The organism is Glycomyces lechevalierae (assembly GCF_027622945.1).
Taxonomy (GTDB): domain Bacteria; phylum Actinomycetota; class Actinomycetes; order Mycobacteriales; family Micromonosporaceae; genus Glycomyces; species Glycomyces rutgersensis.
This window is the reverse complement of sequence record NZ_JAPZVQ010000022.1, coordinates 56877-83724: the sequence shown is the minus strand read 5'-3', so window position 1 is coordinate 83724 and position 26848 is coordinate 56877. Positions and strand designations below refer to the sequence as shown.

Sequence of the window (26848 nt, the reverse complement as noted above, 5' to 3'; positions counted from 1 at the left end):
ACCCCGCACCCCGCACCCCCCACCCCGCACCCCGCACCCCGCACCCCGCACCCCGCACCCCGCACCCCGCACCCCGCACCCCGCACCCCGCACCATACAGAGCGTGACTCATGAACCACTCGATGTCGCACCCCTATGCCAGGGTTGTTGACCGGGGGGCCATCGTTTGGAACATATCCGGAATGCCCCATGAAAACGGTCGTCGGCCCGTGGCGGGATAGGCTCTGTGAGGTGACCTCCCAGGCTCAGGCGACTCCCCCAGCGACCGATGCCGCCGCCCGCGGCGAGATTTCCGAACTCGATGGCGCGACCGCAGCGCGGGTCGACGCGCTGCTCGACCGGCTCTCCTCGCTGCCGTCGCTCATGGTGGCGTTCTCCGGCGGCGCCGACTCGGCCTTCCTGCTCGCGGCGGCCGTGCGCGCGCTCGGGCCGGAGCGGGTCGAGGCCGCGACCGCCGTCTCGCCTTCGCTGCCGCGCATCGAACTCGAGCGCGCCCGCGAGTTCGCGGCCGGACTCGGGGTCGCCCACCACTCGCCGACCACGGACGAGCTCTCGCGCGAGGGCTACCGCGCCAACGCCGGCGACCGCTGCTTCTTCTGCAAGACCGAGCTGATGAGCGTCGTCGGGCCGCTCGCCGCCGAGCGCGGCATCGCCGCGGTCGCGACCGGCACCAACGCCGACGACCTGCGGGCCGGGTTCCGGCCCGGGATCCGCGCCGCCGCGAACGCGGGGGCGCTCACGCCGCTGGCCGACGCCGGGCTCAGCAAGTCCGAGATCCGCGCCGCCTCGCTCGCATGGGGCCTGCCCACGTGGGACAAGCCGGCCGCGGCCTGCCTCGCGAGCCGCATCGCCTACGGGGTCGAAGTGACCGCGGGCGGGCTCGAGCGGGTCGCCGACGCCGAGCACGCGCTGCGGCGCGCCCTCGCGGAGGCCGCGATCCCGGTGCGCAACCTGCGCGTGCGGGACATGGGCGGCGACACCGCGAAGGTCGAGATCGACGCCGAGATGGTGGACGCGGTCGCCGGGCGGCCGGAAGTGCTTGCGGCCGTTGAGGGCTTCACCGAGGTGCGGCTGGACGAGCAGGGCTTCCGGTCCGGGGCGATGAACGAGCTGCTGCCGAATCCCGAGCGGTACCGCTGAGCCGGAGGCCGTTGACGACGGGCCGGGTTTAGCGGGGCGAGTTTATGGGGATATTCCGGATATGTTCCGCACGATGGACCCCCGGTCAACAACCCTGACACCAGGGTGTGACACAACGTGATTCAAGAGAAACGCTCGGTATGGCGAGCCGGGGATTGAGAGTGCCCAGCGGAGAGTGCCCGGTGAGACGGGCCAGCGGCGATCGTCAGTGGAGGATGAGTCCGAAGATCCGCCTCACCGGGTCCATAACCCCTCGGGAACCCCTCATTCCCCGAGGCCCCCACCGTGGGGCATGAGGCTGAGCGCGTCCTGAACCGTCCCTGGCAATTCCCTGATATAGGGGTGTTCGGCCCATAACGTGCGGTGTATGTGCTTTTTGGTCACAGGTCCGCGAACCCTCCCCAATCGACACTCGGTCGCGTCGACCACCGTCTCATGCGGCTCCGCCGCAACTCGTTCCCCGGCCGGTCGTGGCCGGGGCGGTTCGGCGTGTAGAACGGTCCTGTGGAGGTTTCGGGCTGCGTGAGCGCCTATCAGCCGGGGTGCTCGGCCGGGTGCGGCTCGCCCCTGGGCGCGGCATGCGGCCCGGGCGGGCCGTGCAACGCGTGCGCGGCAGCATGCGGGGGCGCGACCGATCCGGGGCCGTTCCATTCGTTCGCGTTGGTGCTCTTCGGGTTCGGGCGGTTGACGCCGGAGCGGCTGGCGGTCGCGCGAGAGCGACACCGGCCGGGGCCGCGGCGGTTCGGGCTGCGGCTCATCGCGGCGTACCGGCGGTGGCTGTCGCCGCGCGTGCAGGTGCAGTGCCGGTTCGTGCCGAGCTGTTCAGGCTTCGGGTACCGGGCCGTCTCCCGGTACGGCCTGTGGGCCGGCGGACGGCTCGCACTCGGCCGGGTGCTGCGGTGCCGGCCGGGGGTGACAGCGGGCACCCATGATCCGGTGCCCGGCCGCTGAGGCGCCCGTTAAAATCCAGCGCATGAGTGAGTCGAACATCGCCAGCCGCCAGTCCGACACGGACGCGTTCAAGCCGCGCAGCCGCGCCGTCAAGCCCGGGCACCTGGAGGTCGGTGAGTTCACGTCCGGACACATCGGCGCCTCCTCGCCGTTCGGCGTCTCGTCGTTCCCGCTGCCGGTCAACAGCATCCACTACGAGCACGACGCGCCGGTCGCCACGCGGATCCTCGAGGACGAGCGGCACTAACAGCCGTCCGCAACGGGTTACCAAGACGTCGTCAGAGAACTTCATAGGCGGTATGCCCTCGCGCGCACGGGGTGCGCGTCTCGTCGCGCACTCGTCACGATGACGCGACCGGGACGTTCACCGTTCCGGGCCGCACGGTGGCGGTGTTCACGAGCCGAGGAACGGTAATGGTTCGCTAACGAAACCGCTCTTGACAGGGCGGGAATACTAGGGATTAGTTTCGGATCCCTGAAGCCGGGGCGGGTGCGGCACCCGTCCCGGTTTAGTGTTTTCTCACCAATCCTGAGGGGGACAGCCCTCGCGGGTGCCGGATACGATCGCTCCATGACGTACCCCCCGCAAGACCCCGCCGGCCAGCCCGGCCAGTACGGGCCCTCCCAGCCCGGCGCGCAGCCGCCCGCGGGAGGCTACGCCCCCGGACAGGTCGGCGGCGAGTCCTACCCGACCACCCATCTTCCGAGCCAGCAGCAGTACCCGGGCCAGGCCCCGCAGCAGTACCCCGGCCAGGCCCCGCAGTACGACCCGGCCGCCGGCTACCAGGCCCAGTACCCGCAGTACGGCGCGCCGCCGGTGCAGCCCAACACGAAGAGCAGCTCGAGCACGATCCTCCTCGTCATCGGCGTCGTCGTCCTCATGGCGATCGGCGCCTTCGGCGGCTACTACTTCCTCGGCGACGACGAAGACGCGACCCTCGCGGACGACGACGCCACGGTCCAGGACACCCCCGGCGGCGGCGAAGGCGAGGACGAGACCGGCGGCGACCAGGAGTCCGAGGCCCCGCCCGCGCCCTCCGGGACGCACCTCGAAGTGGCCTCGCTCGGATCGGTCACGCCCATCCCCGGCGCCGAATGGCAGCCCGCGGCCGGCCCCGGCGTCGCCAGCGAACCCCTCGCGGACGCCGAGCTCTACCAGGTCAACCACACCGAGACCTGGGTCTCGATCTTCGGCGTCGGCCTCTTCTCCGGCGCCGCGGCCGTCTTCGACCCGGCCGACCTCAACGCCAGCGCGCTCAGCGCCTCGGAGGTGTGGCTCGGCGACGGGTTCTCCACCGTCGAGGGCTACCAGCAGAGCGAGCTCACCTACACACCGGTCGAAGTGGACGGTCGCCCGGGCGTGCTCGCCGAATGGCGCAACTCCTGGACGGCCTCGCCGGACACCACCGACCTCTACGAGGACACGGCCCTCCTCGTCGTCGACGTGGACGGCGTGAACGGGTTCATCGGCGTGGCGAGCGTGTCGGAATCGGGCGCGGCCCTCTACGACCCGGCGATCGAGGCGCTGCTCGCGACGGACTTCGACGCCGAGGCCGCCTGAGCGGCAACGCATGTGGTCGGGGGGGGGCGCGGGGGGGGGGGGGCCGCCGCCGCCCCCCCCCCCCCCCGCCGCCCCCCCCCCCCCCGCGGGGGGGGGGCCCCCCGCCGCCGGCCCCCCCCCCGACCCCGTTCTCGCACCCGGCCGGACGGTCCCGTTCAGGCGCGCCGATGCCTCCCCCGAGGCGGTTCGTCCGACGGCAGCAGACCCCCCGCCGCCAGACTGTCGATCAGGAGGATCAGGTCGGCGGCCGAATCGAGGATCGCCGGGTGCCGCTCGAGGTGCAACGCCTCGGCTTCGGTACAGCAGTGCGCCCGCAGCCGGTCGCGGTACTTCGAGACGACCAGCGGACCCACTTTCACCACCGCGTCCTCGTAGCCCTGGATCGAATCGATCAGCCCGGTGACCGCGGCGACCTGGACGGGATCGACAGCGGTCATGACCACCGGGGAGCCGTCCTGCCGCAACCGGGCCACGACGGCCCTCGCGAGCGCTTCGAGCCCCGCGGTCTGATCCGGCCGCTTCGGGCCGATCTTGAAGATGCGCCGCAGCCGCCGCGCGCCGCCCGGCGCCGAATCGCTCACCGCTCGACCTCCTCGAACGCGGACGTCTGGTCGATGACCTCATATCCGAACGCGTCCAACGTCTCTCGGACCGCCTGCTCGAGACGGGAGGGCTCCTCGCGGGCACCCACGCTGATCAGTCCGCCCTCGACGGCAACGCGAACCTTGCCGACGTCTTCGAGCTTGCCGCGCACGCGGGTGAGTTCGTGGGTCGTCCCGTATTCGGCGTACACGCGCTCGGCCGACCTCCATTCAGCGGCCGCGGCCGTCGCCGCCCCCTTGGCGGCCAGCGAATCGCCGGTCAGCTCACGCACGTAGGCGACGCTCGGGTCCACCCCGTACTCGGCGAACACCTCACGCGCCCGGTCGTAATGCAACAGCGCCTCGTCGAGCCGGCCCTCTTGGTGCGCGATGAACCCGTAGCCGAGGTGCGCGCTGGCGATCCCCGGCGGGGCCCCGGACTCCTCGGCCGCAGCGAGCAGCCGGTCGAAGTGCTCGCGGGCCTCGGCGTGCATGCCGAGGCGGGCACTGTGCCAGCCGATGGCCCAGATCGCCCGGAACTCCCAGAACCGGCTGCCCGCCTCATGGAAGTACTGGGAGGAGCGGCGGCCGTATGCGAGTGCATCCGCATCGCGGTCTTCGCGCCCGGCCTGGACGCACAGCGCGTAGTAGACGAAGCCCTTGGCCCAGGGCTGCTCGATGCCGCCGGTCAGCGCCGTGGCCCGCTCGAGGTAGGCGCGCGACGCGTCCCGGTCGCCCATGAGGAGGTTCGCCGCCGAGAGGTATCCGAGCGAGACGACCTGCTTGAACACGTCGCCGCTCCGCTCCGCCGCGGCGAGCGCCGCCGACTGCGCTTCGAAGAGGTCCGGCCCCAGGCCGCGGTCGATCATGTATCCGGCCAGGCACCATGCCAGCCCCCAGGTGCGCGAGTCGCCGCCGGGCGGGCTCGGGCGGCGCAGCAGCGCGAGCAGCACTTCGTATTCGCTGCCGAACCAAGCCGCGGCGGCGGCCAGGTCGGCGATGTGCTCGACGGCGACGCCGGGCACCGGAGGGTCGAGGTCGAGTCCTCCGCTGTGGAAGCTCAGGAACTGCGCGGCCGCCTGCGCCGACTGGATGAAGTGGTCGACGAGGCGAGTCTCGGCCATGTCCCGCTCGGCAAGCGCGACCTCCTCCGTGATGCGTTCGGCCGCATAGGAACGCAGCAGGTCGTGCATGGTGTACCGGCCCTCGCTCGGCTGGTCGATCAGGTGGACGCCGGCGAGTTCGTGGAGGGCCGCTTCGGCGTCGGCGGGCGGGACGCCCATGAGGCTGGCCATGGCGGGCACGGTGAGGTCCGGGCCGGGGTGGAGGCCGAAGAGGCGGAAGGCGCGGGCGGCGCGGGAGCCGAGGGCCTGGTAGGAGCAGGCGAAGACGGAGCGGGGGTCGGAGGCGAGATCGGTGGAGGCGAGGACGCGGAAGACGTTCGTGGTCGTGTCGAGCCGGTCCGCGAGGGACGCGAGGGAGAACTGCGGGTGGGCGGCGGCCCACGCGCCGATGAGGGTGAGCGCCAAGGGGAGCCGGCCGCAGGAGGCGACGATGCGGAGGACGGCGCGCTCCTCGTCCATGGCGCGGTCCATGCCGATGCGGCGCACCAGGAGCGCCCACGCGTCGGCGTCGGACAGCAGTTCGAGCGGCACGGTGTCGGCGCCTTCGGTGGCGTCGAGGCCGGAGAGGCGGTCGCGGCTGGTGACGAGGGTGAACGAGCCGGGGGCGACGGGCAGGAGCGGGCGCACGGCGGCGGCGTCGCGGGCGTTGTCGAGGACGACGAGGACGCGGCGGCCCGCGAGGACGGTGCGGTACAGGCCGATCCGCTCGTCCAGGCCCGCCGGGAGGTGGTGGGCTTCGACGCCGAGGGCGACGAGTGCTTCGCCGAGGACGGTGGCGGCGTCCGCGCCGGGCGCGAGCGGGTCGAAGCCGCGCAGGTTGAAGTACAACTGGCCGTCGGGGAAGCGGTGGGCGACGCGGTGCGCCCAGGAGACGGCGAGCGCGGTCTTGCCGACGCCGCCCATGCCGGTGACGACGGCGAGGCCCGCGGTGCCTTCGGCCGCTTCGAGGAAGCCGTCGAGGAGGCGCATCTGGCCGGTGCGCCCGGTGAAGCGGGTGTTGGCGCGCGGGAGCATCACCGGGATGCGGCGCGGGAACGGCGCTTCGGAGGCGGCCGGGGCCGCGGGGTCGGCGGGCGGGCCGTCGCGGAGGATCGCGGTGTGGAGGTCCCGCAGGGGCTGGTCGGGGTCGGCGCCGAGTTCGTCGGCGAGGCGTTCCCGCAGGGCAGCAAAGGCTTCGAGGGCTTCGGCGGTGTGGCCGCAGGCGTGGAGGGCGCGCATGAGAAGGGCCGTGAAGCGCTGGCGGGTGCCGTGGACGGCGACGATCTGGCGCAGTTCGTCGACGACCTCGGCGGCGCGGCCCAGGTCGAGGTCGAGGTCGATGCGGCGTTCGAGGAGGGCGAGGCGGTGCTCGTCGTAGCGGCGGCGGATCGAGTCCACTGTGGCGCCGGAGAGGTCGGCGAGGGCGGGGCCGTGCCATTCGCCGAGGGCGTCGCGGAGGGCGGCGACGGCCTCGTCGAGCCGGCCCTCGTTGCGCAGCGCGCGGGCGTGGTCCTCGTTCGCTTTGCAGCGCAAGGTGTCCAGTTCGGCGGTGTCGATGCGGAACCGGTAGGCGCGGCCGACGGTCTCGACCCGGTCGCGGGCGGCGCCGAGCTTGCGGCGCAGGACGCCGATGGTGTTCTGCACCTGCGTCTCGGGGTCCTGCGGGATGTCGATGCCGTAGACGGCGCGCACGATGCTCTCGAGCGGGACGACGCCGTTGGCCTCGTCGAGGAGGATCGCGAGGACCGTGGCCGTGTTCCCGCGCGGGATCGCGACCGGGACGCCGTCGACGCGGAGCTCAAGGGGCCCAAGCAGGCGAACGTCGAGGTGGGGCATGTGTTCCGCCTTCGCTCCGAACCGGGACAGGGGAACCTCCAGTGTCCCACAACGCCATAAGTGACGCATTCCCCAACGGCGCGGCGGCGGGGCATGACCGATCGGTGACCGATCCGTGAGCGCGCCGGGAACGATGCACTTGACCAGCGTTTGAGGAGGAAAGCCGATGAACCGGATCGAGATCCCCGAGGACTACGAGGACCGCCTGGCCGCCGGGCGCCACGCCGCCGCGCGGCTCCCCGCCGGGGCGGTGCGCGACGGCGTCGACCGCGCCCTGGACGCGGCCCCGAGCCGGGAGCGGTACGAGCAGGCGGCGGACCTCGCCGAACGCGCCGAGGCCCTCACCGAGGAGCTGGCGGGACGCGGCTTCGACGGGACGGACGCGGACCGGGTGGCGTGGCTGCGCCTCGACTACCTGGGGCGCTTGCAGTCCCTGGCGCTGAGCCCGACCATCGACCGGTTGAGCAACCCGGCGGTGGCGGACGCGATCCAGGCGGCCTGGACCGCCGCCGAGGCCGCCCGCTCGGAGTACGTGCTCCTGCTCGAACGCGCCCACGCCGACCTCTTCGCGGCCCGCGTCCCCGACCGGAGCGGCGACGAACTCCGCGACCGCATCGCCCGCAGCGCGCACGAGCGGTTCGCCCATACCACGGACGACGACCTCTGCTCTGCGGAGGTCAATGTGGAGGGACGGCTCACCGGGTTCAAGTTCCTGGTGCCGAACGCGACGCTCGACACCGAGTGCGAGGAGCTGTCCGCCCAGGCGACCGCCACCATCCAAGCGGCCCAGGCGAAAGCGGTGGAGCGCCTCGGCGAGATCCTCGGCGGCGGCCGCTGACCTCAGACGACCCGGACGGGGAAGAGGACCGTGCTCTCGACGGTGCGGTCGCGCTCCTCGGTGAGGGCGAGGCGGCGGGGGTCGGCCATGTAGGCGTCGAGGGCGGCCTGGCCGGGAAAGCGGTAGACGTGGACCTCGTGCGGGTGGCCGTCCGCGCCGTCGCCGATCACGCGCGACAGCAGCTCGCCCCCGTGTTCGGGGACGAGCGCGGTCACCTTGGTTTCGTATGCGGCCATGGCCTTCTCGGCGCCGGGCCGGGCCCGGAGGAGACAGCACAGTTCGATCGGGGGCATGGGATCCATGATCCCCGGAGGTTAGGCCTCGTCGTCGGGGACCCAGCGGAGGACGTCCCCGGGCTGGCATTCCAGGACGCGGCAGATCGCTTCGAGCGTGGTGAAGCGGACCGCTTTCGCCCTGCCGTTCTTGAGGACCGCGACGTTCGCCGGGGTGATCCCAACCGCCGCCGCGAACTCGCCGACCGACATGGCGCGCTCGGCGAGGAGGACGTCGAGGTCGACGATGATCGGCATCAGACGACCTCGGCCATCTCGGTCTCGAGGTCGGTGGCCTTGCGCAGCAGACCGCGCATGATGACCATCAGCATCGCGAAGCACGCGCCGACGGCGGCCGCCGCGATCGCGGCGAGCCACATGCCGAGGACCGTCATCTCGGGGATGTCGGTGAAGAGCAGGTGCACGGCGACACCGGCCGCGAGCAGGGTGGCCGCGATCGAGGCGCCGATGATGATGTCGATCCAGCGGAAGGCCTTGAGGGTGAAGATCGCGTCGCGCTCGATCATGGTGAGCAGCATCCACACCGCGACCATGGCGACTTGGACGCAGGCGATGCCGAGGATGCCGACGGTCGCGTAGAGGTAGGCGAACGGGGGGAGGAGCCGGTTGAACTCCTCCATGCCCGAGTTGGGGATGACGAGGACCTGCCCGAAGAGGCCCAGGAGGATCGCGCCTGCGATGCCGGCGCGGAGGACGACCGTGAAGAATTTGCTCATGTATCGATTATCGATCGGTTCCTATCGAAAATCAATAGATGTGGCGTGGTTGGCACGAACCCGGGAGCGCCATCGGCTGCGCCGCACCGCAAATCGGTCGCGCCGCGCGCGGCCGACACGGAGGATATGCGGATGACCGCGAATCATCTGGGCAGGTGGGACCCTGCATCACCGAACGAAGTCCGCAAACTGCTCACCCCAGTCGATGCGCCATGGTGGATCGCCGGCGGGTGGGCGATCGAGTTCGCGGTCGACGAACCGTTCCGCCCGCACGGCGACGTCGACGTCCTGCTCCTCCGCCGCGACCAGCTCCAGGCCCAGCAGGCACTTTCAGGCTGGGAATGGTGGGCCGCCGATCCGCCCGGTGTACTGCGGCCCTGGGCGACCGGCGAGATCCTGCCGCCCGAGGTCCACGACATCTGGTGCCGCCCAAGCGCCGACGCGCCCTGGCGCCTCCAATTCATGCTCGACGAGGCCGACGGCGACGACTGGGTCTCCCGCCGCGACCCGCGCATCCGACGCCCGATCGCGGAGATCGGCCGTGTCACGGCCGACGGCATCCCGTACCTGGCCCCCGAGATTCAACTGCTGTACAAGGCCAAGGGCGCCAGGCCGAAAGACGAACACGACTTCCGCATGGCGGCGCCGAAGCTGAACCCTGAACAGCGCCAATGGCTCCGCGAATCGATGACGGTCGCCTACGGCACCCACCCCTGGCTCGACCGCCTCGCCGCCTGAAGGCAGCGCAATCCAGGTGCCGCACCGGACCGCAGGGGTGGTGCATGGCTTCCGAAAGGGCTTGAGCGTTGGCGTACGGTCGAGGTTCGGCAAGGGAGGCAATGCGATGACGCGCGAAGACACCGTTTCGATCGAAGATCAGATCTGGCAGGAAGCCGACGCAGGGGCGGTGGCGGTGCGGCGGCTGACCGCCGGGCGGCCGTTCTGCGCCGGGGTGCTGCTCGTCCGCGACGGGAAGGTGCTGACCACCTTCAGCGCCGACGGGGTCGACGCCGTGGACGCGAGCGGGACCGACTGGTACGTCGGCGGTGTCGGCGGCGGGCAGGAGCCCGGCGAGGACCCGTGGGAGTGCGCGCTCCGGGAGGCCCGGGAGGAGCTCGGCGTGCCGGTGCGGCTCGTACCCGCTTCGCGGACCTACCTGCACGACATCGAAACCGACACGCTGCGCGAAGCCCGCACGGACGACGCGCCCGCGCCCTACATCGTGCACCGTTTCCGCAACCCCGACCCGACGAAGCGGTTCAGGCCGGACCTGCCGTTCGGGCCGTTCACCTACTTCTGCATGTTCCTCGCCGAGTTCATCGAGGAACCGAGCGGGTTCGAACCCGACGACCCGGACATCGCGGCCCTGGTCTGGATGCCTCTGCGGACCGGGAGCCTGTTCGGGGAGGGCTCGACCTTCGCCGACCTCACCGCCACGGGAGCGACGATCGCCGCGGGCGGGCCCATCGCGGCCGACGCGCGGATCCATTTGACGCGAACGGAAAGCCTGCGAATCGCCGGGCCCCTGCTCGCGGACCAAGTTGCGTAGTCAACGAACCGGCGCACCCATCATTCGGCGAGATCGAACCGCAAGTGCGGCAGCAACCTCCCCGGGATCGACTCGCTCGGGACCTCCCCGATCCGGACCGCGCCGAACTTGGCATAGAACGGTTCTGCGTGCGGATCGGCCTCGAGCGTGACCGTCCGGGCCCCGACCGCCTGCGCCGCAAGCAGTGCGCGCTCGAGGAGGGCCCGCCCCACGCCGGTCCCGATGGCCGACGGATCCACGAACAGCGAGTCGAGGCAGCTCTCCGGGACGCCCTCGACCAGCCGATAGAAACCCAGGATCCGGCCCGACCGCTCTGCCACGACGAGCGAGCCGGAGGAACACACCTGCGGCGAGTAGGTCAACTCAAGGCGGACGGCGTCGAGGAAATCGGCGCTGTAGCCCCAGTGCGCTTTGGACCGCATCGCCAGATCAGAGATCAGCGCGGCCTCGTCAGAGCGGGCGGCACGGAATTCGATGTCCACCAATCGAGTCTACGAACGAACGCGCACAACGTCATCAGCCATCTGAAGCAGGGGCGCTCTATGTGGTTATTGGGCGGGGCGGCCGGACCGGTGTGTCCGGCCACCCCGTGTGCTCCCGCGGGAGCGAGAGGTGGTGTGGCACCTGGCGGGGACCACGCGCGGCCGGATTGCCGCGCGCGACCTCGGTATGGCGACGTTCGCGAATCCCCTCATGTCGCCGCCATCCCGCCGGTGCTCCGTCCGATGGCGTTTTTGCCATCTACTACAACACGTGGGGTAGTTGAGCGGCAACAGAAGTTTTGCGCCTGTGGATAACTTCGAAGGTTCTGATTGTCGTTGCAGGTCAAGTGCCTGTGGATAACCCTTGGTGGTCTCGAGACCGTTCTCGGCGTCTTCTAGCGGCCCTTGCCGCCGTGCTTCTTGTGTACCGCTTGCTTCGTGACGCCGAGGACGGTAGCGATCTGGGCCCAGCTCGCGCCGTTGTTTCGAGCGCGGCGGACCATGACCGATTCGAGGCGCTCGGCCTCGGTGCGCATGCGTCGCACCGCTTGCAGTCCCCGGAACGGGTCGGGTTCGTCTTCCGCGAGGGCGGTGAACTTGTCGTCTGCCATCCGTCAACCTTAGTTGACGATCGTGCGATCGTCAACTAAGGTTGACGCACTGAGGGCTGGTGAAGTCCATCCGGGATCGCTGCATCGCGCTGCCTCTCACCGTGCCGCCCGCGAGGGCTTGATGCCGAGCCGCTACGCGTACGGGTCTTCGTCGTCCTTGCCGATGCCCCAGACGTCTTCCTCCGGGTCCTCGACGAGGAACGATTCGCGCTCGACCTCGTTGTCCTGGCCTGTTCCCGCGCCACGTCCGCCGCCGCCCATCATGCCGCCCGCAGTCTTGGAGGCAGCGCCGCTGGGAGTGCCGCCCGTCGCAGGGCCGACCATCGTCGCAGTGCCCATGCCGGCGCCTGCGGGGGCGCCGCCGGTGCCCGAAGGGAGGCCTCCGCCGAGCCCGCCTGCGCCGCCGCCGAGGCCGCCGCCACCGGAGGCGAGACCGCCGGAGAGGTCCTCAGGATCTTCGAGTTCGGAAGCGTCCCAAGGATTGTCGAGCTCGGGCATCTCCGGCTCGGTCATGTCCTCCATGCCCGCGGGGTTCTCCGGCATGGTCGGCTGCTGGGCCTCAGGCTGGGTCGGCTCCTGCTGCTGTTCCTGGTCCTGCTCCTGTTGCTGCTGCTCTTCCTCTTCCTTCTTTTCCTCCTCCTCTTCCTCGGCGGAGTCCTCGTTCGAGCCCTCGGTGCCAGTGGACGAGTGGTCCTCGGCGGCCTGGTGGGATTCCATGTCCTTGCCCTGGTTCGACTTGTCGTCCAAGGGCTTCAGGAGTTCCGCCGCCTGGGTGAGCGCCGCGCCGGCGGTCGCGTCGGCCGCGTTCACGAGGGAGGTGAGGGTCTGGAGGCCGAGCGTGCCGGCCATCGCCTGGGCCTGGAGGGCCGCTTCGATGATGCCGCCGAACGGGCCCGCCATCGCGATCGCGGTGCGCTGCGCCGGGCCCAGGGTCACCGCCGGGGCCGGCTGAATGTTGAAGCCTACCGCTTTGAGCGCGGCGTCGGCGGCCTTGAGGCCGGTGCATTCGAGGAGCATCTGCGCGGCCGTCCCGGCGAGGCTCGTCGCGGTCGCGGTGACCTCGCCGATCACCTGGGTCAGGTGGGCGTTGACGTTGCCGACCTCGCCGTTGAAGGCGTCGTTCGCAGTGTCGCGCCAGTGGCTGTTGATCTCGGCGACCTTGGTGCCGTAGTCGGTCTGCTGGGTGGCGAGATCGGTTGCGGCGGCGGTCATCTCGGAGGCGTACGTGAGGAATTCCGAGGGCTGCGCCGAGAGCGCGTCCTGGTAGCTGGGCATGGGTCCTCCTAAGGCTTCGGCATGGTCGGGAGCTGCGTCGGGAGCTGGCTGTGGATGCCGCCGAATCGGGAGCTCGTCTCCCTGTCGGCCGCGTCGAGGTCGTCGGCGCTGCCGACGACCTGGTCGCCCTGCCAGGCGAGGCGGCGCTCGACGCCCGTGGCGACGGCGGCGAGCGCGGTCTGCCAGCGCCGGCCCGCCTCGCCGGTGGCGAAACCGGTGTTCTTCTCGGCCGCGGTCGCCGCCGGGCGCTCCACCCGCCTTGACGCGGCCTGGCTGTTGGGTGCCAGGCCGCGCAGGCCGGTGCCGCCCGTTCGCACATCGTCAACGTCCATGTGCACGGTCATGGGCTCCTCCTTCTGCGAGGTGTCGACGCCCTCTCGGGCGGACGCCCGGCGGCGTCGCAAGTACTGTCGCGCGGCTCGTCACGGGTCGGTCCCGGCGTGGACTTGATCAACCCATGACGGATTCGTGACGCGGCGGCTTTCCATGGGGCGCACACGTAATCGAGGCCCGGGGTGCCGGGTCGTCATGTGAGGAGGGGGCATCGCCGATGACCGACGACCTTTTCGCCGGCAGTGGGGACTGGGCCGCTGACGCCGGTTCGGTGGAGCTTCCGGCGTTCGAGTTCACGATCGCGTTCGGGGATGTTTCGGCGCTGGCTTCGGGTGAGCGGGCGGGGTGTTCGGCGGCGCAGTGTCCGCATCCGGTGGCGCATCCGGCGGAGGAGGCGTGGGTGCAGCTCGCGTCGGCGGTGCCGGTGGAGGGGCAGCGGGATCGGTTCAAGCCGCGGTGCGAGGGGATGGCGTATCCGACGGAGGAGGATTTCCGGGCGGCGGTGTCGGCGGTGCGGCCGGGGGATGCGGATGCGTTCTCGTTGCAGCGCTTGCGGTCGGGTTGGACGGAGGAGGTCGGGTCGCGGTTGGGGGCGTGGCCGGAGCGGTTCAGGTCGAAGTTGTCGGTGCTGGCTGAGCATTGGGCGGGTGAGGATTTCGACGCGTTCGCGGCGCAGGCGGGTGAGGCGAGGGCGTTGGTGGAGGGCGTGTTGGACGACGTCGAGGCGACGGTGGCGGAGTTGGGGAGTCGGGAGGCGGCGATCTACACGTTGCAGGGTGGGGATTCGGGTGAGATCCCTTATCCGGCGCCGATGGTGGGGACCGAGGGCGAGTGGTCGAGTCTGGTGGCGCTGCATGTGCGTCCGGCGTGGTGGCATGGGGACTGCATCACGATGACGTGTGAGGAGGCGGAGCGGGCGTTGGAGTTGGCGGGGGCGGACGCGGGGTTGGCGATGGAGGTGCGGGAGTTCGTCGAGGAGCGTGTGGGGCAGCGGCTTTCGGGGCTCGGGGCGCTGGTGGCGGAGGTGCGGGCGTTGGTGGGTGAGGAGGCGAAGGAGGTCTTCTCGGAGCGGGTGGCGGCCGAGTTGGCGGCGTATGTGGAGCGGCAGGCGGCGATCGATGAGGCGATTGCGGAGAAGCGGGACGGGCAGGCTGCGGAGTTGGCGGCGGTGCGGGCGACGGGTGAGGATCGGCCGTTTCCGAGCAGCGCCGACGGGTCCTATATGGATCTGGAGGTGCCGGAGGCGGAGCGGCCGGCCGCTCCGGTGGCGCCGCAGGCGACGCAGGATCCGAGTCCGGTGCCGCCGGGCGGTGACGGGACGGTGCGGGAGGACGAGACGCCTTGGGAGGCTGAGGAAGCCGAGGAGGACGAGGTCTCGGGCGGTCTGGCGAGCGGCGGCGGGGGCGGTTTCGGGGGCGGCGGTTCGGGCGGGGGTTCGTTCGGGGGTGGCGGTCGGCCGGGCGGGGGCGTGCTGCCGGGTTCGCCGGGCGGGACGCCGCAGGGCCTGTTCGGGCCGGCGGTGACGGCGCCGGCGAGCACGGCGACCGCGTCGGGCGCGGGCGGTTCGCGGGGCGGCGGGCTGTTCCAGCAGGCCCAGGGTTCCGCGTCGGGCCGGGGCGGGAAGCCTTCGGACCGTTCGGATTCGGAGAAGAAGCAGGACGGCGGGAAGGACGAGGGCCCGCAGAATTTGGCGCGGCGTGAGACCGGGAACGTGTGGGGCTATGTCAAGCCGAACGAGGACCCCTACAACTAGGAGGCAAGGGCCATGGCGGATCGGGTGTTCGACCCTGAGGCGATCGGCGAGTACCGGCAGTTCCTGGTGGAGCTGATCGAGGAGTTGGAGAGCGAGGTGCTGCCGGTGATGGCCGCGGGCACGTTGAGCAGGGCCCCGGCGTTCGGGACCGCGCCGGGCGCGGCGGAGAACGCGCTGGGGCAGTACCTGGAGTTCCACGCGGCGATGTGGCGGAACCTGCAGCGCCTGCGGGGGACGTTGTACGGGTTGGACGCGGCGCTCGCGGCGATGACGAGCGGCGACGATCCGGCGGCGGTCTACTTCGACGTCGCCACCTTCGACACCGGCACCTACGACCCGACGGCTTGAGCGGGCGGTCCGCTCGAACGGCACGGCTACATGATCGGAGCAGGCAGATGTCCAGACCATTCCCTCGGCGCAAGTTGAACCCCGTCATCGAGGAGGCGCGGGCCGCGTACCGGGACGGGGACTTGACCTTCGTGGCGGGCATGAGCCTGCGCGACGGCAAGCGGGCCACCAGGAAGCAGACGGAGCAGGGCGCCGCGGAGATCATCGCGGCGGTGGAGGGCGTCGGCTGGACGTTCGTCGAGCAGTCCATGGCGGACCCGTGGACGATCGAGTTCGGGTTCGTCCGGTTGTAGGCGGCCGGCGTCGATCACGTTCGGGCGGTACGAGAGCCGGCCTTGAACGGCGTCCGCCCGCCGGCGCCGATGGGCGCTGGCGGGCGGAGGTTCGCCGGTGACTGCTAGAAGGCCTCGTCGGGGAGGTCCATCGCGGTCAGGTCCGCCGCTTCGACGACCTTGCGGTCGGCGGTGAGGCGGGGGAGGACTTCCTTGGAGAAGAACCTCGCGGCGGCGATCTTGCCGCGGTAGAAGTCGTCGTCGGCGCCTTCGTCGAGCTTCTGCTGGGCGACTTCGGCCTGGCGGAGCAGGAGCCAGCCGACCAGGAGGTCGCCGACGGCGAGGAGCAGGCGGCGGGAGTGGAGCCCGGCCTTGTACAGCTCGCGCGGTTCGTCGCCCATGGCGGCCATGAGCGCGGGCTGCAGGGCTTCGAGGATGCCCTGCACGTCGCCGAGGGCGCGCAGGACCTTGCCGCGCACGGCTTCGAGCTCCGGGTGTCCGTCTTGGGTGGACTCCATGATCTCGCCGGCGACGACCATGAGCGATTCGCCGTTGTCCTTGAGGATCTTGCGGAACAGGAAGTCGAGGCTCTGGATCGCGGTGGTGCCCTCGTAGAGCGTGTCGATCTTGGCGTCGCGCACGTACTGCTCGAGCGGGTAGTCCTGGAGGTACCCGGATCCGCCGAAGGTCTGCAGCGACTCGGAGCTCAGGATTTCGTAGGCGCGTTCGGAGCCGCAGCCCTTGACGATCGGGAGCAGCAGGTCGTTGACCTTCTTGGCGGTCTCGGCCGCTTCGTCGTCGCCGTCGAGTTCGGCTAGGCGGGACTTGTCCTGCCAGGACGCGGTGTAGGCGACGAGCGCGCGCAGGCCCTCGGCGTAGCTCTTCTGCATGAGCAGGGAGCGGCGCACGTCCGGGTGCTTGATGATCGGCACGCGCGGCGAGGCCTTGTCCGCGGACTTGAGGAGGTCCGGGCCCTGGATGCGGCTCTTGGCGTAGTCGAGCGCGTTGAGGTAGCCGGTGGAGAGCGTGGCGATCGCCTTGGTGCCCACCATCATCCGGGCGTACTCGATGATGAGGAACATCTGGCGGATGCCTTCGTGCTTCTCGCCGAGGAGCCAGCCCTTCGCGGGGGCCTTCTCGCCGAAGGTGAGCTCGGCGGTCGCGGAGACCTTGAGGCCCATCTTGTGCTCGATGTTGGTGACGTTGACGCCGTTGCGCTCGCCGAGTTCGCCGGTGGCCGGGTCGAACAGGAACTTGGGGACGATGAACAGGCTGAGGCCCTTGGTGCCCGGCCCGCCGACGCCCTCTTCGCCCACGGGGCGGGCGAGCACGTAGTGGATGATGTTGTCGGTCATGTCCTGGTCGCCCGAGGTGATGAACCGCTTGACGCCTTCGATGTGCCAGGAGCCGTCCGGCTGCTTGTAGGCCTTGGTGGTGCCGGCGCCGACGTCGGAGCCCGCGTCGGGCTCGGTGAGGACCATGGTCGCGCCCCAGCCCTTCTCGACGAAGAGCTTGGCCCATTCCTGCTGCTCGGGGGTGCCCTCGAGGTGCGCGGTGTGCGCGAAGGAGGAGCCCGCGGCGTACATCCACAGCGCCGGGTTGGCGCCGAGCACGAGTTCGGCCAGGGACCACCAGAGCATGCGCGGGGCGACGGTGCCGCCGAGGACCTCGGGGAGGTCGAGCCGCCAGTACTCGGCGTCGATGAACGCCTTGTAGGCCTTCTTGAAGGACTCGGGCAGCGTCACCGAGTGGCTGGCGGCGTCGAACACGGGCGGGTTGCGGTCGCCCTCGACCCAGCCGGACGCCAGCTCACCCTGGGACAGGCGCGCCAGCTCGGCCAGGATCTCGCGGGCGGTCGCCTCGTCCAGGTCGGCGAAGGCCGGGTTGGCGAGGATCTTGTCCGCTCCGAAGACCTCGAAGAGGTTGAACTCCAGGTCTCGAAGGTTGTGGCGGAAGTGCGTCATTGCGGGTCCTCCATTACTCGGTGGTAACCCTCATCATATTACCCGTCAGTAGCCATCTCAAGTATGCCGCGCCGCAATACCCCGGGAAAGTGTTCTCACCAGGAAAACCCAGTCCGATTTCCGACTCCCGGGACACGCCGCGTTCCATCGATCGGGTGAGCGTTCCGGCGCTTCCCGCGCCCTGCCGTAACCTGCGCACCCGTGCCTCGTTGAACCGGGTGACCGACCGCCTGTGCGAACCACCGGGAGCACCCCATGATCCGAGCCGTCGCCGACCGCATCGCGGCACGAGCGCGCCCGTCCTACATCGGCCGCCACCGCCGCGCCCGGCCCGTCCTCCATCGCGTCTTCCGGGTGCCGCTGCCCGTGCCAGTCGAGGAAGGCGCGCGGTGAACCCCCGCGGCCTGCCGCCCCGGCTCACCAAGCGGCGCAAGACGATCTCGCGGATGCGGCGCCTGCGCCGCTGCCGCATCGGACGACCCGCCTAGCCGGTCTCCGGGCGGTAGTCCAGGAGCAGCAGCGCGATGTCGTCCGTCAGCGGGCCGCCCACCCAGCGGCGCAGCGCCGACTCCAGCGACGCCAGGCCGTCGCCCACATTGCCGTGCCCGATCAGGCTCCAGGCCCGCTCCCGGATCGGGAAGAACTCCCCGTCCTTCCGCGCCTCCGCCAGACCGTCCGTGTACAGGAAGATCCGGTCCCCCGGCTGCAGCCGCACCGTCAGCTCCTGCGCCGCCGGGCTCAACCCCAGCGGCGGCGCCATCGAATCCGGCTCCAGATACGTCGCCACCCCGTCGCGCACCAGCATCGGCGGCGGATGCCCGCAGTTCAAGATCTCCAGCGTCCCGCCCCGCTCCTGCATCAGGATCGCCGTCACGAAGTCCTCGTCCCCCGCGTTCCGCGCCACCGCGTGGTCCAGGTCGTTCACCATGCACCGCTGATCGGCCCGCTCGAACGCCACATGCCGGTACGAGCCGAGCACCGTCGACGAGAGCCGCACCGCGTCCAGGCCCTTCCCGCGCACATCGCCGATGATGATCCGCACCCCGTAATCGGTGTTCAAGGCCTCGTACAGGTCCCCGCCGATCTCCGCGCCCGACCGCGCCGACACGTACCGCGCCGCGATGTCGAACGGCCCCAGCCGCTCCCCGATCGGCCGCAGGATCGCCTGCTGCACTACCGACGCGAGCTGCGTCAACCGCTTCATCCGCTCGTCGTCGCGCTCCCGCACGATCGCGACCGCCGCCGAGATCACCACCGCCACCGCCACGACCAGGAAGTCCACGCCGTGCGAAGCCACGCCGTCCATCCCGAAGTCGTAGATGACCCACAGGTGCGCGAACGCCGCCGCCATGCTCGCCAGCCCCACGCCGACCACCCACCGCCACGGCAGGAACGCCGACGCCGCCAGAGGAGGCAGCGCCAGCCACGACACCGCGTGCGACTCGTCGCGCACGGTCAACCGCAGCCCGACCAGGACCACCACGACCGCGAACGCGGCCGTGAACGCCGTCCGCACCGAGGGCGCCGACCAGCCGTGCCAGCGGTCAGCGCGAGCCATCTGGGGCCTCCGTCGCAGCATTGTGCGCATGTGGGTGAATGCCTCCTTCCTACCGGATCGCGGCCGGGTGGTCGCGCGTTCGCAGAAGCTCCCGCACGAGATCCGGGCGCGGGAGGTCCCCCGCGCCCCGGGAGCGCCCGGCCGGAACCGGAGGGATGCGCGCGCCCGCATGCGTTCGAAGGCGGCGGGTCCGCGGATCCCGGACCCGCTCGACCGGCCCGCAGCAACCAACGCCGATGTGAAGATCGTAATGGTCCGGAACCCGATACCGGCCGTGGAGGACGCCGCCGAACGGGGTTCCGCCAAGTCTGTGCGTTCGGTCGACCGCCGACGCCGAACGGGCAGTTCAGGACTCGGCCGATCGGCCGGGTTCGGACCGGTTTGGGCCACCGGTTTGAGCCCGGGCCGCGCGTGACCAACGGCGCTGGCGCGGACCAGAGCGCCATGTCAGAGTTGAACCCGTGCAGTACACGCTTTCGAGGACCCGGTTCGACAGCCCTGTGGCGCAGCTGCTCTGCGCCGAGATCCAGCAGGAATACGTGCGCCGCTACGGCGGCGGCGACGAGACGCAGCTGGGCGAGGACGACTTCCACCCGCCGAACGGCGACTTCTTCGTGGCGTACGACGAGACCGGCGAGCCCGCCGGATGCGGCGGCTGGCGCACGCACGAGGACGACGCAGGAGTCAAGGCGGCAGAGATGAAACGCGTCTTCGTACGCGAGCACGCCCGGCGGCAGGGCCTCGCGAAGCTCCTCGTCGCCGCCGTCGAGCGCTCCGCGGCCGAAGCCGGCCGCAAGCGCGTCATCCTCGAGACCGGCCCCCGCCAGCCCGAAGCCGTCGCCATGTACGAACTCCTCGGGTACGCGCCCGTGACCCCGTTCGGGTTCTACGCGTGCGCCGACGGCTCCCTCCACCTCGGCAAGGAACTCCGCTCCGAGCACGAATAAGCAGTACCGACCTCCCGGCCGGACAGGCGCTCGCCTGTCCGGCCGTTCCCGTCCCCCCGGAGGACCATTGCCGCTATCCACCGAAAAAAGTTCTTTAGCCGCAAGCAACCGTGAATCGCTCTCACTGCGTCTTTCGGTCTAGGACGGCCAAACGGCCTAACCCTCACATCCACCCCGAAAGGATTCACAGTGGACAGGAAGAGGAAGCACCTGATCCGTCTCGGCGCAGGCGTCGCCGCAGGTCTCGGCGCCGCCGCCCTCACGTGGGCGGGCCTCGCCGCCAACGCGGAGGAACCCGCCGACCCCAAGGGCGACTTCGAAGCCCAGATCATCGGCGGCGGCGACGTCGAAGACGGCCAGTACCCCTGGCTCGTCGGCCTCGGCTCCCCCGGCGAGGGCACCGCGTACGAGCGGCAGTTCTGCGGCGGCACCGTGATCGCCGAAGACGTCGTCCTCACCGCCGCGCACTGCGTCGAGGACTCGGCCGCCGCCGACCTCGTCGTCTTCTCCGGCGCGATCGACCTCGAGTCCGCCGACGTCGTCGAGACCGCCGTCGCCGACCTCCACGTCGCCGAGGACTACAACGACCCGATCGCGATGTCGAACGACTGGGCGCTGCTCAAGCTCGCCGAGCCCGTCGACGTCGAGCCGATCGGCCTCGCCACCGAGCCCGAGGAGTACGACCTCCTCGAGACCGCCGGCTGGGGCGACACCGGCGACGGCTTCCCGACCACCGCGCAGTGGGTCGAGGTCCCGTTCGTGAGCGACGAGGACTGCGAGGCGGCCTACCCGGACGAGGTCGACGCGGCCAGCATGCTGTGCGCCGGCGACCTGGAGAACGGCGGCGTCGACTCCTGCCAGGGCGACTCGGGCGGCCCGATCATGTCCCCCGCCACCGACGAGGACAGCGACGAGCCCACCCAGGTGCTCGTCGGCATCGTCAGCTGGGGCTACGGCTGCGCCGAAGCCGGCAACCCGGGCGTGTACGGCGAGGTCGCCGACTTCAACGACGCCATCGACGAGGTCCTCGCCGGCTGGGCGGAGTAGCACCTCCACACCATGAGGGCCGCATGGCAGGCGGCCCACTGGTTGCTTCTCGCACCGCACTCATGACGGGGCCGGGCGGGCCGCGCGACACGCAGCCCGCCCGGCCCTTCGCCGACTCTTGAAAGGACCGATTTGCGCACCAACAGGAAACGCACCGCCCTCATCGGCGCGGCCGCGGCCGCCGGACTCGGCGCCGCCGCACTCGCCCTCAGCACCACCGGCGCCCTCGCCGAGGAGCCGGCGGACGAGCTCGAGACCAGGATCGTCGGCGGCGACGTCGCGGACGAAGGCCAGTTCCCGTGGATGGTCTCGCTGACCTGGACCGAGGACGACGCCCACTACTGCGGCGGCACGCTCATCGAGGACGACCTCGTGCTCACCGCGGGCCACTGCTTCGACGACGTCACCGCGGCCGCCGACATCGAAGTCCGCCACGGCGACGTCACCCACGCCGAGACCGACACGTACGCCGTCGAGGAATGGCTCGTCGCCGAAGGCTACGACCACGCGCTCGAACACGACTGGGCCGTCCTGAAACTCGCCGAACCCGTGCCGAACGCCGCGACCCTCCCGCTCGCCGCCTCGGACGACGACGACTGGACCGAATTCCAGATCGCCGGATGGGGCGTCACCGGCCACACCGGCACCTCGCCCGACCTGCGCTGGGCCGCAGTGCCCTCCATCGGCGACGCCGAATGCGGCGAGCTCGCCCAGGCCCAGGACTGGGGCTTCTTCCCCGCGACGCAGATGTGCGCGGGCGTCCTCGAACCGGGCGCCGAGGTCAACGCCTGCCCGGCCGACTCGGGCGGGCCGCTCATGGCCGAGGTCGACGGCGAGACCGTCCTCGCCGGCCTCGTCAGCTTCGGGTCGGACTGCTTCGCGGAGCCCGACGCCGGCGTCTACGCCAGCGTCGGCGCCCAGATCGACGACATCGCGATCGCGGTCGCGCAGCTGAGCGTCAACGAATAGCGGTGCGGAGCGGGGTCGGACGCGACGCGAAAGTCCGGCCCCGCCTCGCCTCCTCCACAGTGCATCGACGCAGCAGACCGAAAAGGACTTTTAGCGGTCCCGTGTCCTTATTAGGTCTACACGTCAGCAATTGAGGGTGTATTCACTGAAATACCGGTCGTGCCGGGAATATATGAATATGAGGGCTTTTCCCGTAGGGTCACGGGATGGCGGCATTTCCCGGCCGCCGCTTTCGAACCACCCAACTCGAAAGGACCTGCGCGTGCAGAACCGCAGAAAGACCCTCACCCGGATCGGGGCCGCCGTCGCGGCGGGACTCGGCGCCACCGCGCTCACCCTCGGCGCCACCGGGGCCTACGCCGACGACAACGGCGGCAACGACTTCGAAGCCAAGATCATCGGCGGCGAACCCGCCGCCGAAGGCGAATTCCCCTACATCGTCGCCCTGGCCGACGCGAACGACCCGTCGTTCAACTTCTGCGGCGGCCAGCTCGTCGCCGAGGACGTCGTGCTCACCGCGGCCCACTGCACCGAGGGCTCGGCCCCTTCGGACTTCGTGGTCCGCCACGGCAGCAACGACATCACCCAGACCGAGGTCTACGAGGTCGCCGACCTCTATGTGGCCGAAGGCTTCGACGGCGGGAGCATGGTCAACGACTGGGCGCTCGTCAAGCTCGCCGAGCCGATCGCCGGCGCCGAGGTCGTGCCGCTCGCCGAGTCCGACACCGAGGACTGGGGCACCCTGACCGTCGCCGGCTGGGGCACCACCGAGTCCGGCTCGGGCTCGCAGGACCTCCTCAAGGTCGACGTCCCCTACGTCGGCGACACCGACTGCGCCGGCGCCTACGGCTCCGGGTTCGACGCGGACACCATGATCTGCGCGGGCGACCTCGCCGCCGGCGGCGTCGACTCCTGCCAGGGCGACTCGGGCGGGCCGCTCGTCTCCGCCGACGGCGTGCTGGTCGGCATCGTCAGCTGGGGCGAGGGCTGCGCCGAGGCCGGGAAGCCGGGCGTGTACGCCAACGTCGGATTCCTGTACGACGACATCCAGGCCAAGCTCGCCGAGTTCTAGCCCCCGGCTCGACGCGGGGGGGGGGGGGGGGGGCCCCCCCCCCCCCCCCCCCGCGGCCTTGTATACTTCGATCGGCTCTGTTCGCCAGAGTTCGCGGGTGTAGTTCATTGGTAGAATGCGACCTTCCCAAGGTTGAGAGGCGAGTTCGATTCTCGTCACCCGCTCCGAGTTCTCACGGCCGTCCCGGTGCACCGGGGCGGCCGTTCCGCGTTCCCCCTTCTCCACGCCCCCAAGCCATTCAGCTGCGTCGATGCTGTCGCGTGCGGCACTGCGAGCGGTAACAGAGACCCTCTTCACATTCCAAACCGTCACCGGTAGTATGGCCGCATCGATAATTTCCGATACTTCACTCCGAAAGTTTCGGACACTCTCCATCCCTCGAGAGGACGAGCGACGATGCGAAATCCCCTATTCCGGCCTCGAGCACTGGTCGCGGCCGGCACGGCCGCCATGCTCGCACTGGGCGCCGCCGCGTGCGGCGACAGCGGCGAGAGCGACGCCGACATCACCTTCTGGCACATCCAGAACGAAGACCCGATGAAGTCCACCTGGCAGGCCATGGCCGACGAGTGGTCGGAGGAGTCCGGGAGCACCGTCGAAGTCTCGGCGATCCTCAACGAGGACTTCAAGGCCCGCATGTCCACCCAGACCCAGGCCGGCGACCTCCCCGGCCTCTACCAGACCTGGGGCGGCGGCGTCCTCGCCGAGCAGGTCGAAGCGGGCCTCGTCCGCGACGTCTCCGGCCTCCCCTGCCTCGACAAGGTCAACCCGATCGCCTTGGAGGCCTACACGATCGACGGCAAGCTCTACGCCGTCCCGTACGACCAGGGCGTCGTCGGATTCTGGTACAACAAGGACCTCTTCGCCCAGGCCGGCATCACCGCGCCCCCGGCGACCTGGGACGAGTTCATCACCGACGTCCAGCTCCTCAAGGACGCCGGCGTCACCCCGATCGCGCTCGGCGGCGGCGACAAGTGGCCCATCCACTACTACTGGACGTACCTGGTGATGCGCCTCGCCGGGCTCGACGGCCTCCAGGCCGGGGCCGACGCCGGGAACTTCTCCGACCCCGCGTTCGTCCAGGCCGGGCAGCTCCTCGCCGACCTCGCGGCCATGGAGCCGTTCCAGGAGGGCTTCGAGTCCGCCCCCTACGACAAGACCGACGGCGAGGCCGCCGTCATGGGCGAGGGCCTCGCGGCCATGGAGCTCATGGGCCAGTGGGCCCCGCAGGCCCAGCGCGACAACTCCGGCACCGACGGCCCCGGCGACGCGCTCGGCTTCTTCCCGTTCCCGGCCGTCGAGGGCGGCCCCGGCACCGTCACCGAGTTCCTCGGCGGCGGCGGGGGATTCGCGGCCAGCGCCGAAGCGCCGGACGAGGTCGAGGACTTCATGTGCTACCTCCTCGAGGAGGAGAACCAGGCGCGCGTGGTCAAGGACGGCAACATGTCCACTGTGGCTGCGAACCCGGAGGCGGTCGTGCCCGAGCCGAACGCCGAGCAGCAGATGGTCATCGACGCGATGGCTTCCGCGACGGCCACGCAGCTCTACCTGGACCAGGCGTACCCGCCCGCGATCGGCAGCACCGTCAACGACGCCTCCCAGGGGCTGATCCTCGGCGAGCTCACCCCTGAGGAGTTCGTCGCCATGGTCAACGAGGCCTGGGCGGCTGAGCAGTGAGTTCAGTGAACTCCAAGCCCCCGGCGCCGGCGGTGCGCATCGACGACTCGCAAGCGTCGTCGAAGCCCGCCGGCGCCGGGGGCGCTCCCCGCGCCAAGCGGAGGGGGCGACGCCCCGGCGCCGCGACGTTGACGGTGTTCATCGCCCCGGCCCTCGTGCTCTTCGTCCTCTTCGTGCTCTTCCCCGTCCTGTTCGCGGCCTACACCGCCTTCTTCCGCTGGAACGGGCTCGGCGGCCTGCCCACCGATTTCGTGGGCCTGGAGAACTTCAAGACGCTCATCGGGGACGAGGTGTTCCTCGGCGACATGTGGAGGATCGGCCTCATCACCGTCCTCTCGATCGCCGTGCAGCTGCCGCTGGCCTTCGGGCTCGCGATGCTCCTGCACCAGAACTTCCCTGGCCGGACGGCGTTCCGGCTGCTGTTCTTCGTGCCGTACATCCTCACTGAGGCCGTCACGGCCGTGCTCTTCTCGCTGATCTTCTCGCCGCGCCGCGGCTTCGCCGACTCGCTGCTCGCCGGGCTCGGCTTCGACGACCGCATCGGGTGGCTCTCCGATCGGGGCCTCGTCGTCTTCGTGCTGTTCGGGATCCTCACCTGGAAGTTCTTCGGCTTCCACATGATCCTGTATTTGGCCGGGCGCCAGAACATCCCCGAGGAGCTGTACGAGGCGGCCAAAGTGGACGGTGCGACCGGCGGGCAGCTGTTCCGGTACATCACCGTGCCGCTCATGGGCCCCACGGTGCGCATCACCGTGTTCCTCTCGGTGATCGGCACCGTGCAGCTGTTCGACCTCGTGTACGTGCTCACCAAGGGCGGGCCGTTCCACGCGTCCGAGACCCTCGCGATCACCATGTACGAGCAGGGTTTCGTGCGCAACCAGATCGGCTACGCCTCGGCGCTGTCGATCGCGATGTTCCTCGTGAGCCTCGTCTTCGCCCTCATCTACCAGCGGTATGTGCTGGGCCGCGACCTCCAAGGCTCCCTTACGAACGGAGGCCGGGCATGAGCGTCACCACCAAGCGCGGGAAGCTGCTGCGCAACACCGGGTTCTACGCGGCCGCGTTCGCCGCCGCGATCTTCGTGGCCACGCCGATCCTCTTCGCCCTCTTGGGCGGGTTCAAGGACAACGAGCAGCTGCGTGAGAACTCGCTCGGCCTGCCGAACCCCTGGAACTGGCAGCACTACACGGACGTCCTCGTCGACGCCACCTTCTGGCGCCAGCTCGGGAACTCGGTGTTCATCGCCGTCGCGTCCACGTTCATCGTCGTGGCCGCCGCCGCGGCCGTCGCGTACGTGTTCGCGCGCTTCGAGTTCCGGGGCCGCGAGGGCCTCTTCACGCTGTTCGCGGCGGGCATGATGTTCCCGTTCGCGGTGGCCGTGCTGCCGCTGTTCATCATCCTGCGCACCTTCGAGATGCTGAACAGCCCGTTCGGCGTGATCCTGCCGCAGGCCGCGTTCGGCCTGCCGCTCACGATCATCATCCTGCGCAGCTTCTTCCGGCAGATCCCCGGCGAGGTCGAGGAGGCCGCCACGATCGACGGGGCCGGGCCCTGGCGGTTCTTCCTCCAGATCCTGCTGCCGATGTCGCGGCCGGTGCTCGCCACCGTGTCCGTGCTCGCGCTCGTCGGCTCATGGAACTCGTACCTGCTGCCGCTCGTGGTGTTCACCAAGCCCACGTGGCAGACGCTGCCGCTCGGCGTGACCCAGTTCCAGGGCGAGTACTCGTCGGACACGGCGAAGGTGCTCGCGTACGTCATGCTCGCGATGCTCCCGGCGCTGATCTTCTACGCGTTCGCCGAACGCCAGCTCATCAGCGGCCTGACCTCGGGCGGCACCAAGGGGTGATACCGGCCGAATCCAGACGGGCCCGAGAGCGCCCTGCCGATTTACGGCTCGCAAGCTTCGCCGTGACCGGGACGCCTCCGGGCCTGTCGCATGTTCGGCGGGAACCATTCTCGACGCCCCGGCGTC

General features: G+C 70.4%; 29 protein-coding genes and 1 tRNA gene. 19 read left to right on the top strand and 11 right to left on the bottom strand.

Translation table 11 applies throughout. From position 1 onward, the window contains the following. Window positions 1–231: 231 nt before the first annotated feature. From larE to O2L01_RS24010, 4 genes are all read left to right on the top strand, one after another. Window positions 232–1140 carry an ATP-dependent sacrificial sulfur transferase LarE gene (larE, locus tag O2L01_RS24025; protein WP_270124575.1) on the top strand — a complete coding sequence of 303 codons (909 nt, stop codon included), beginning with the start codon at window positions 232–234 and terminating at the stop codon, window positions 1138–1140. Between the two features lie 504 nt (window positions 1141–1644). Continuing rightward, on the top strand, window positions 1645–2091 hold the full coding sequence (yidD, locus tag O2L01_RS25580; protein WP_333490296.1) for a membrane protein insertion efficiency factor YidD: 447 nt from the start codon (window positions 1645–1647) through the stop codon (window positions 2089–2091). 22 nt (window positions 2092–2113) lie between these two features. Further along, entirely contained in the window at window positions 2114–2338 is a 225-nt protein-coding gene (locus tag O2L01_RS24015; protein ID WP_270124573.1) for a hypothetical protein, read from the top strand. Window positions 2339–2662: 324 nt separating this feature from the next. After that, window positions 2663–3652 carry a hypothetical protein gene (locus O2L01_RS24010; RefSeq protein ID WP_270124572.1) on the top strand — a complete coding sequence of 330 codons (990 nt, stop codon included), beginning with the start codon at window positions 2663–2665 and terminating at the stop codon, window positions 3650–3652. A gap of 155 nt (window positions 3653–3807) precedes the next feature. Here the strand turns inward: O2L01_RS24010 and O2L01_RS24005 are convergent, their stop codons facing one another. Next, on the bottom strand, window positions 3808–4233 hold the full coding sequence (locus tag O2L01_RS24005) for a hypothetical protein (protein ID WP_270124571.1): 426 nt from the start codon (window positions 4231–4233) through the stop codon (window positions 3808–3810). Next, complete coding sequence (locus O2L01_RS24000; RefSeq protein ID WP_270124568.1) at window positions 4230–7172, bottom strand: AfsR/SARP family transcriptional regulator; 2943 nt, start codon at window positions 7170–7172, stop codon at window positions 4230–4232. Before O2L01_RS24000 ends, O2L01_RS24005 begins: the two co-directional genes overlap by 4 nt. A 166-nt stretch (window positions 7173–7338) precedes the next feature. Here O2L01_RS24000 and O2L01_RS23995 point away from each other — a divergent pair, with 166 nt between their 5' ends. After that, window positions 7339–8010, top strand: coding sequence for a hypothetical protein (locus O2L01_RS23995; RefSeq protein WP_270124567.1), 672 nt, complete (start codon window positions 7339–7341; stop codon window positions 8008–8010). Window positions 8011–8012: 2 nt separating this feature from the next. On the opposite strand, the gene O2L01_RS23990 is transcribed toward O2L01_RS23995, so the two are convergent. The 3 genes from O2L01_RS23990 to O2L01_RS23980 are packed head-to-tail and all read right to left on the bottom strand — an operon-like array spanning window position 8013 to window position 9019. Continuing rightward, window positions 8013–8303 (bottom strand): DUF1330 domain-containing protein, encoded by a 291-nt coding sequence (locus tag O2L01_RS23990; protein ID WP_270124566.1) that lies wholly within the window; start codon window positions 8301–8303, stop codon window positions 8013–8015. Between the two features lie 21 nt (window positions 8304–8324). Then, complete coding sequence (locus O2L01_RS23985; RefSeq protein WP_270124565.1) at window positions 8325–8540, bottom strand: helix-turn-helix domain-containing protein; 216 nt, start codon at window positions 8538–8540, stop codon at window positions 8325–8327. Continuing rightward, on the bottom strand, window positions 8540–9019 hold the full coding sequence (locus tag O2L01_RS23980) for a DUF2975 domain-containing protein (protein ID WP_270124564.1): 480 nt from the start codon (window positions 9017–9019) through the stop codon (window positions 8540–8542). Before O2L01_RS23980 ends, O2L01_RS23985 begins: the two co-directional genes overlap by 1 nt. Before the next feature lie 132 nt (window positions 9020–9151). Between O2L01_RS23980 and O2L01_RS23975 the strand changes: the two genes are divergently transcribed. Together O2L01_RS23975 and O2L01_RS23970 are read left to right on the top strand one after the other, a co-directional pair. Continuing rightward, window positions 9152–9757, top strand: coding sequence for a nucleotidyltransferase domain-containing protein (locus O2L01_RS23975; RefSeq protein ID WP_270124563.1), 606 nt, complete (start codon window positions 9152–9154; stop codon window positions 9755–9757). A 106-nt stretch (window positions 9758–9863) separates the two neighbouring features. Further along, complete coding sequence (locus tag O2L01_RS23970; RefSeq protein ID WP_270124562.1) at window positions 9864–10568, top strand: NUDIX domain-containing protein; 705 nt, start codon at window positions 9864–9866, stop codon at window positions 10566–10568. A 20-nt stretch (window positions 10569–10588) separates the two neighbouring features. Here the strand turns inward: O2L01_RS23970 and O2L01_RS23965 are convergent, their stop codons facing one another. From O2L01_RS23965 to O2L01_RS23950, 4 genes are all read right to left on the bottom strand, one after another. Beyond that, a complete protein-coding gene (locus O2L01_RS23965) occupies window positions 10589–11050 on the bottom strand; it encodes a GNAT family N-acetyltransferase (RefSeq protein WP_270124561.1) in 462 nt (153 codons plus the stop codon). Window positions 11051–11445: 395 nt separating this feature from the next. Continuing rightward, on the bottom strand, window positions 11446–11661 hold the full coding sequence (locus O2L01_RS23960) for a helix-turn-helix domain-containing protein (protein ID WP_270124560.1): 216 nt from the start codon (window positions 11659–11661) through the stop codon (window positions 11446–11448). A gap of 132 nt (window positions 11662–11793) precedes the next feature. After that, window positions 11794–12936: a hypothetical protein gene (locus tag O2L01_RS23955; protein ID WP_270124559.1), complete on the bottom strand. Its 1143-nt coding sequence runs from the start codon at window positions 12934–12936 to the stop codon at window positions 11794–11796. 8 nt (window positions 12937–12944) lie between these two features. Beyond that, window positions 12945–13280, bottom strand: a complete 336-nt coding sequence (locus O2L01_RS23950) for a hypothetical protein (protein ID WP_270124558.1) — start codon at window positions 13278–13280, stop codon at window positions 12945–12947. A gap of 206 nt (window positions 13281–13486) precedes the next feature. On the opposite strand from O2L01_RS23950, the gene O2L01_RS23945 reads away from it, so the two are divergent. From O2L01_RS23945 to O2L01_RS23935, 3 genes are read left to right on the top strand one after another with little or no spacing between them, the layout of a single operon-like run. Then, window positions 13487–15022 (top strand): hypothetical protein, encoded by a 1536-nt coding sequence (locus O2L01_RS23945; RefSeq protein ID WP_270124557.1) that lies wholly within the window; start codon window positions 13487–13489, stop codon window positions 15020–15022. A 12-nt stretch (window positions 15023–15034) separates the two neighbouring features. Continuing rightward, a complete protein-coding gene (locus tag O2L01_RS23940; protein ID WP_270124556.1) occupies window positions 15035–15370 on the top strand; it encodes a hypothetical protein in 336 nt (111 codons plus the stop codon). 47 nt (window positions 15371–15417) lie between these two features. Beyond that, window positions 15418–15663 carry a hypothetical protein gene (locus tag O2L01_RS23935; RefSeq protein WP_270124555.1) on the top strand — a complete coding sequence of 82 codons (246 nt, stop codon included), beginning with the start codon at window positions 15418–15420 and terminating at the stop codon, window positions 15661–15663. Window positions 15664–15767: 104 nt separating this feature from the next. Here O2L01_RS23935 and O2L01_RS23930 read toward each other — a convergent pair whose 3' ends face one another. After that, on the bottom strand, window positions 15768–17606 hold the full coding sequence (locus O2L01_RS23930; RefSeq protein ID WP_270124554.1) for an acyl-CoA dehydrogenase: 1839 nt from the start codon (window positions 17604–17606) through the stop codon (window positions 15768–15770). 255 nt (window positions 17607–17861) lie between these two features. On the opposite strand from O2L01_RS23930, the gene O2L01_RS23925 reads away from it, so the two are divergent. Beyond that, on the top strand, window positions 17862–17999 hold the full coding sequence (locus O2L01_RS23925; protein WP_270124553.1) for a hypothetical protein: 138 nt from the start codon (window positions 17862–17864) through the stop codon (window positions 17997–17999). A 91-nt stretch (window positions 18000–18090) separates the two neighbouring features. Here O2L01_RS23925 and O2L01_RS23920 read toward each other — a convergent pair whose 3' ends face one another. Continuing rightward, entirely contained in the window at window positions 18091–19164 is a 1074-nt protein-coding gene (locus O2L01_RS23920) for a PP2C family protein-serine/threonine phosphatase (RefSeq protein ID WP_270124552.1), read from the bottom strand. A gap of 461 nt (window positions 19165–19625) precedes the next feature. On the opposite strand from O2L01_RS23920, the gene O2L01_RS23915 reads away from it, so the two are divergent. The 8 genes from O2L01_RS23915 to O2L01_RS23880 all read left to right on the top strand — a co-directional run bounded on the left by O2L01_RS23915 (window position 19626) and on the right by O2L01_RS23880 (window position 26722). After that, entirely contained in the window at window positions 19626–20111 is a 486-nt protein-coding gene (locus O2L01_RS23915) for a GNAT family N-acetyltransferase (protein WP_270124551.1), read from the top strand. Window positions 20112–20300: 189 nt separating this feature from the next. After that, complete coding sequence (locus O2L01_RS23910) at window positions 20301–21158, top strand: serine protease (protein ID WP_270124550.1); 858 nt, start codon at window positions 20301–20303, stop codon at window positions 21156–21158. A 132-nt stretch (window positions 21159–21290) separates the two neighbouring features. Beyond that, on the top strand, window positions 21291–22127 hold the full coding sequence (locus O2L01_RS23905) for a S1 family peptidase (RefSeq protein WP_270124549.1): 837 nt from the start codon (window positions 21291–21293) through the stop codon (window positions 22125–22127). A gap of 262 nt (window positions 22128–22389) precedes the next feature. Next, window positions 22390–23199 carry a S1 family peptidase gene (locus tag O2L01_RS23900; protein WP_270124548.1) on the top strand — a complete coding sequence of 270 codons (810 nt, stop codon included), beginning with the start codon at window positions 22390–22392 and terminating at the stop codon, window positions 23197–23199. Window positions 23200–23292: 93 nt separating this feature from the next. Beyond that, window positions 23293–23363: transfer RNA gene (locus O2L01_RS23895), tRNA-Gly, on the top strand. A 232-nt stretch (window positions 23364–23595) separates the two neighbouring features. Beyond that, the gene (locus O2L01_RS23890) at window positions 23596–24876 is read left to right on the top strand and encodes an extracellular solute-binding protein (protein WP_270124547.1); all 1281 of its coding nucleotides are present in this window, start codon (window positions 23596–23598) and stop codon (window positions 24874–24876) included. Window positions 24877–24914: 38 nt separating this feature from the next. Then, window positions 24915–25883: a carbohydrate ABC transporter permease gene (locus O2L01_RS23885; RefSeq protein WP_374727665.1), complete on the top strand. Its 969-nt coding sequence runs from the start codon at window positions 24915–24917 to the stop codon at window positions 25881–25883. Next, a complete protein-coding gene (locus O2L01_RS23880) occupies window positions 25880–26722 on the top strand; it encodes a carbohydrate ABC transporter permease (protein WP_270124545.1) in 843 nt (280 codons plus the stop codon). Before O2L01_RS23885 ends, O2L01_RS23880 begins: the two co-directional genes overlap by 4 nt. Window positions 26723–26848: the final 126 nt, after the last annotated feature.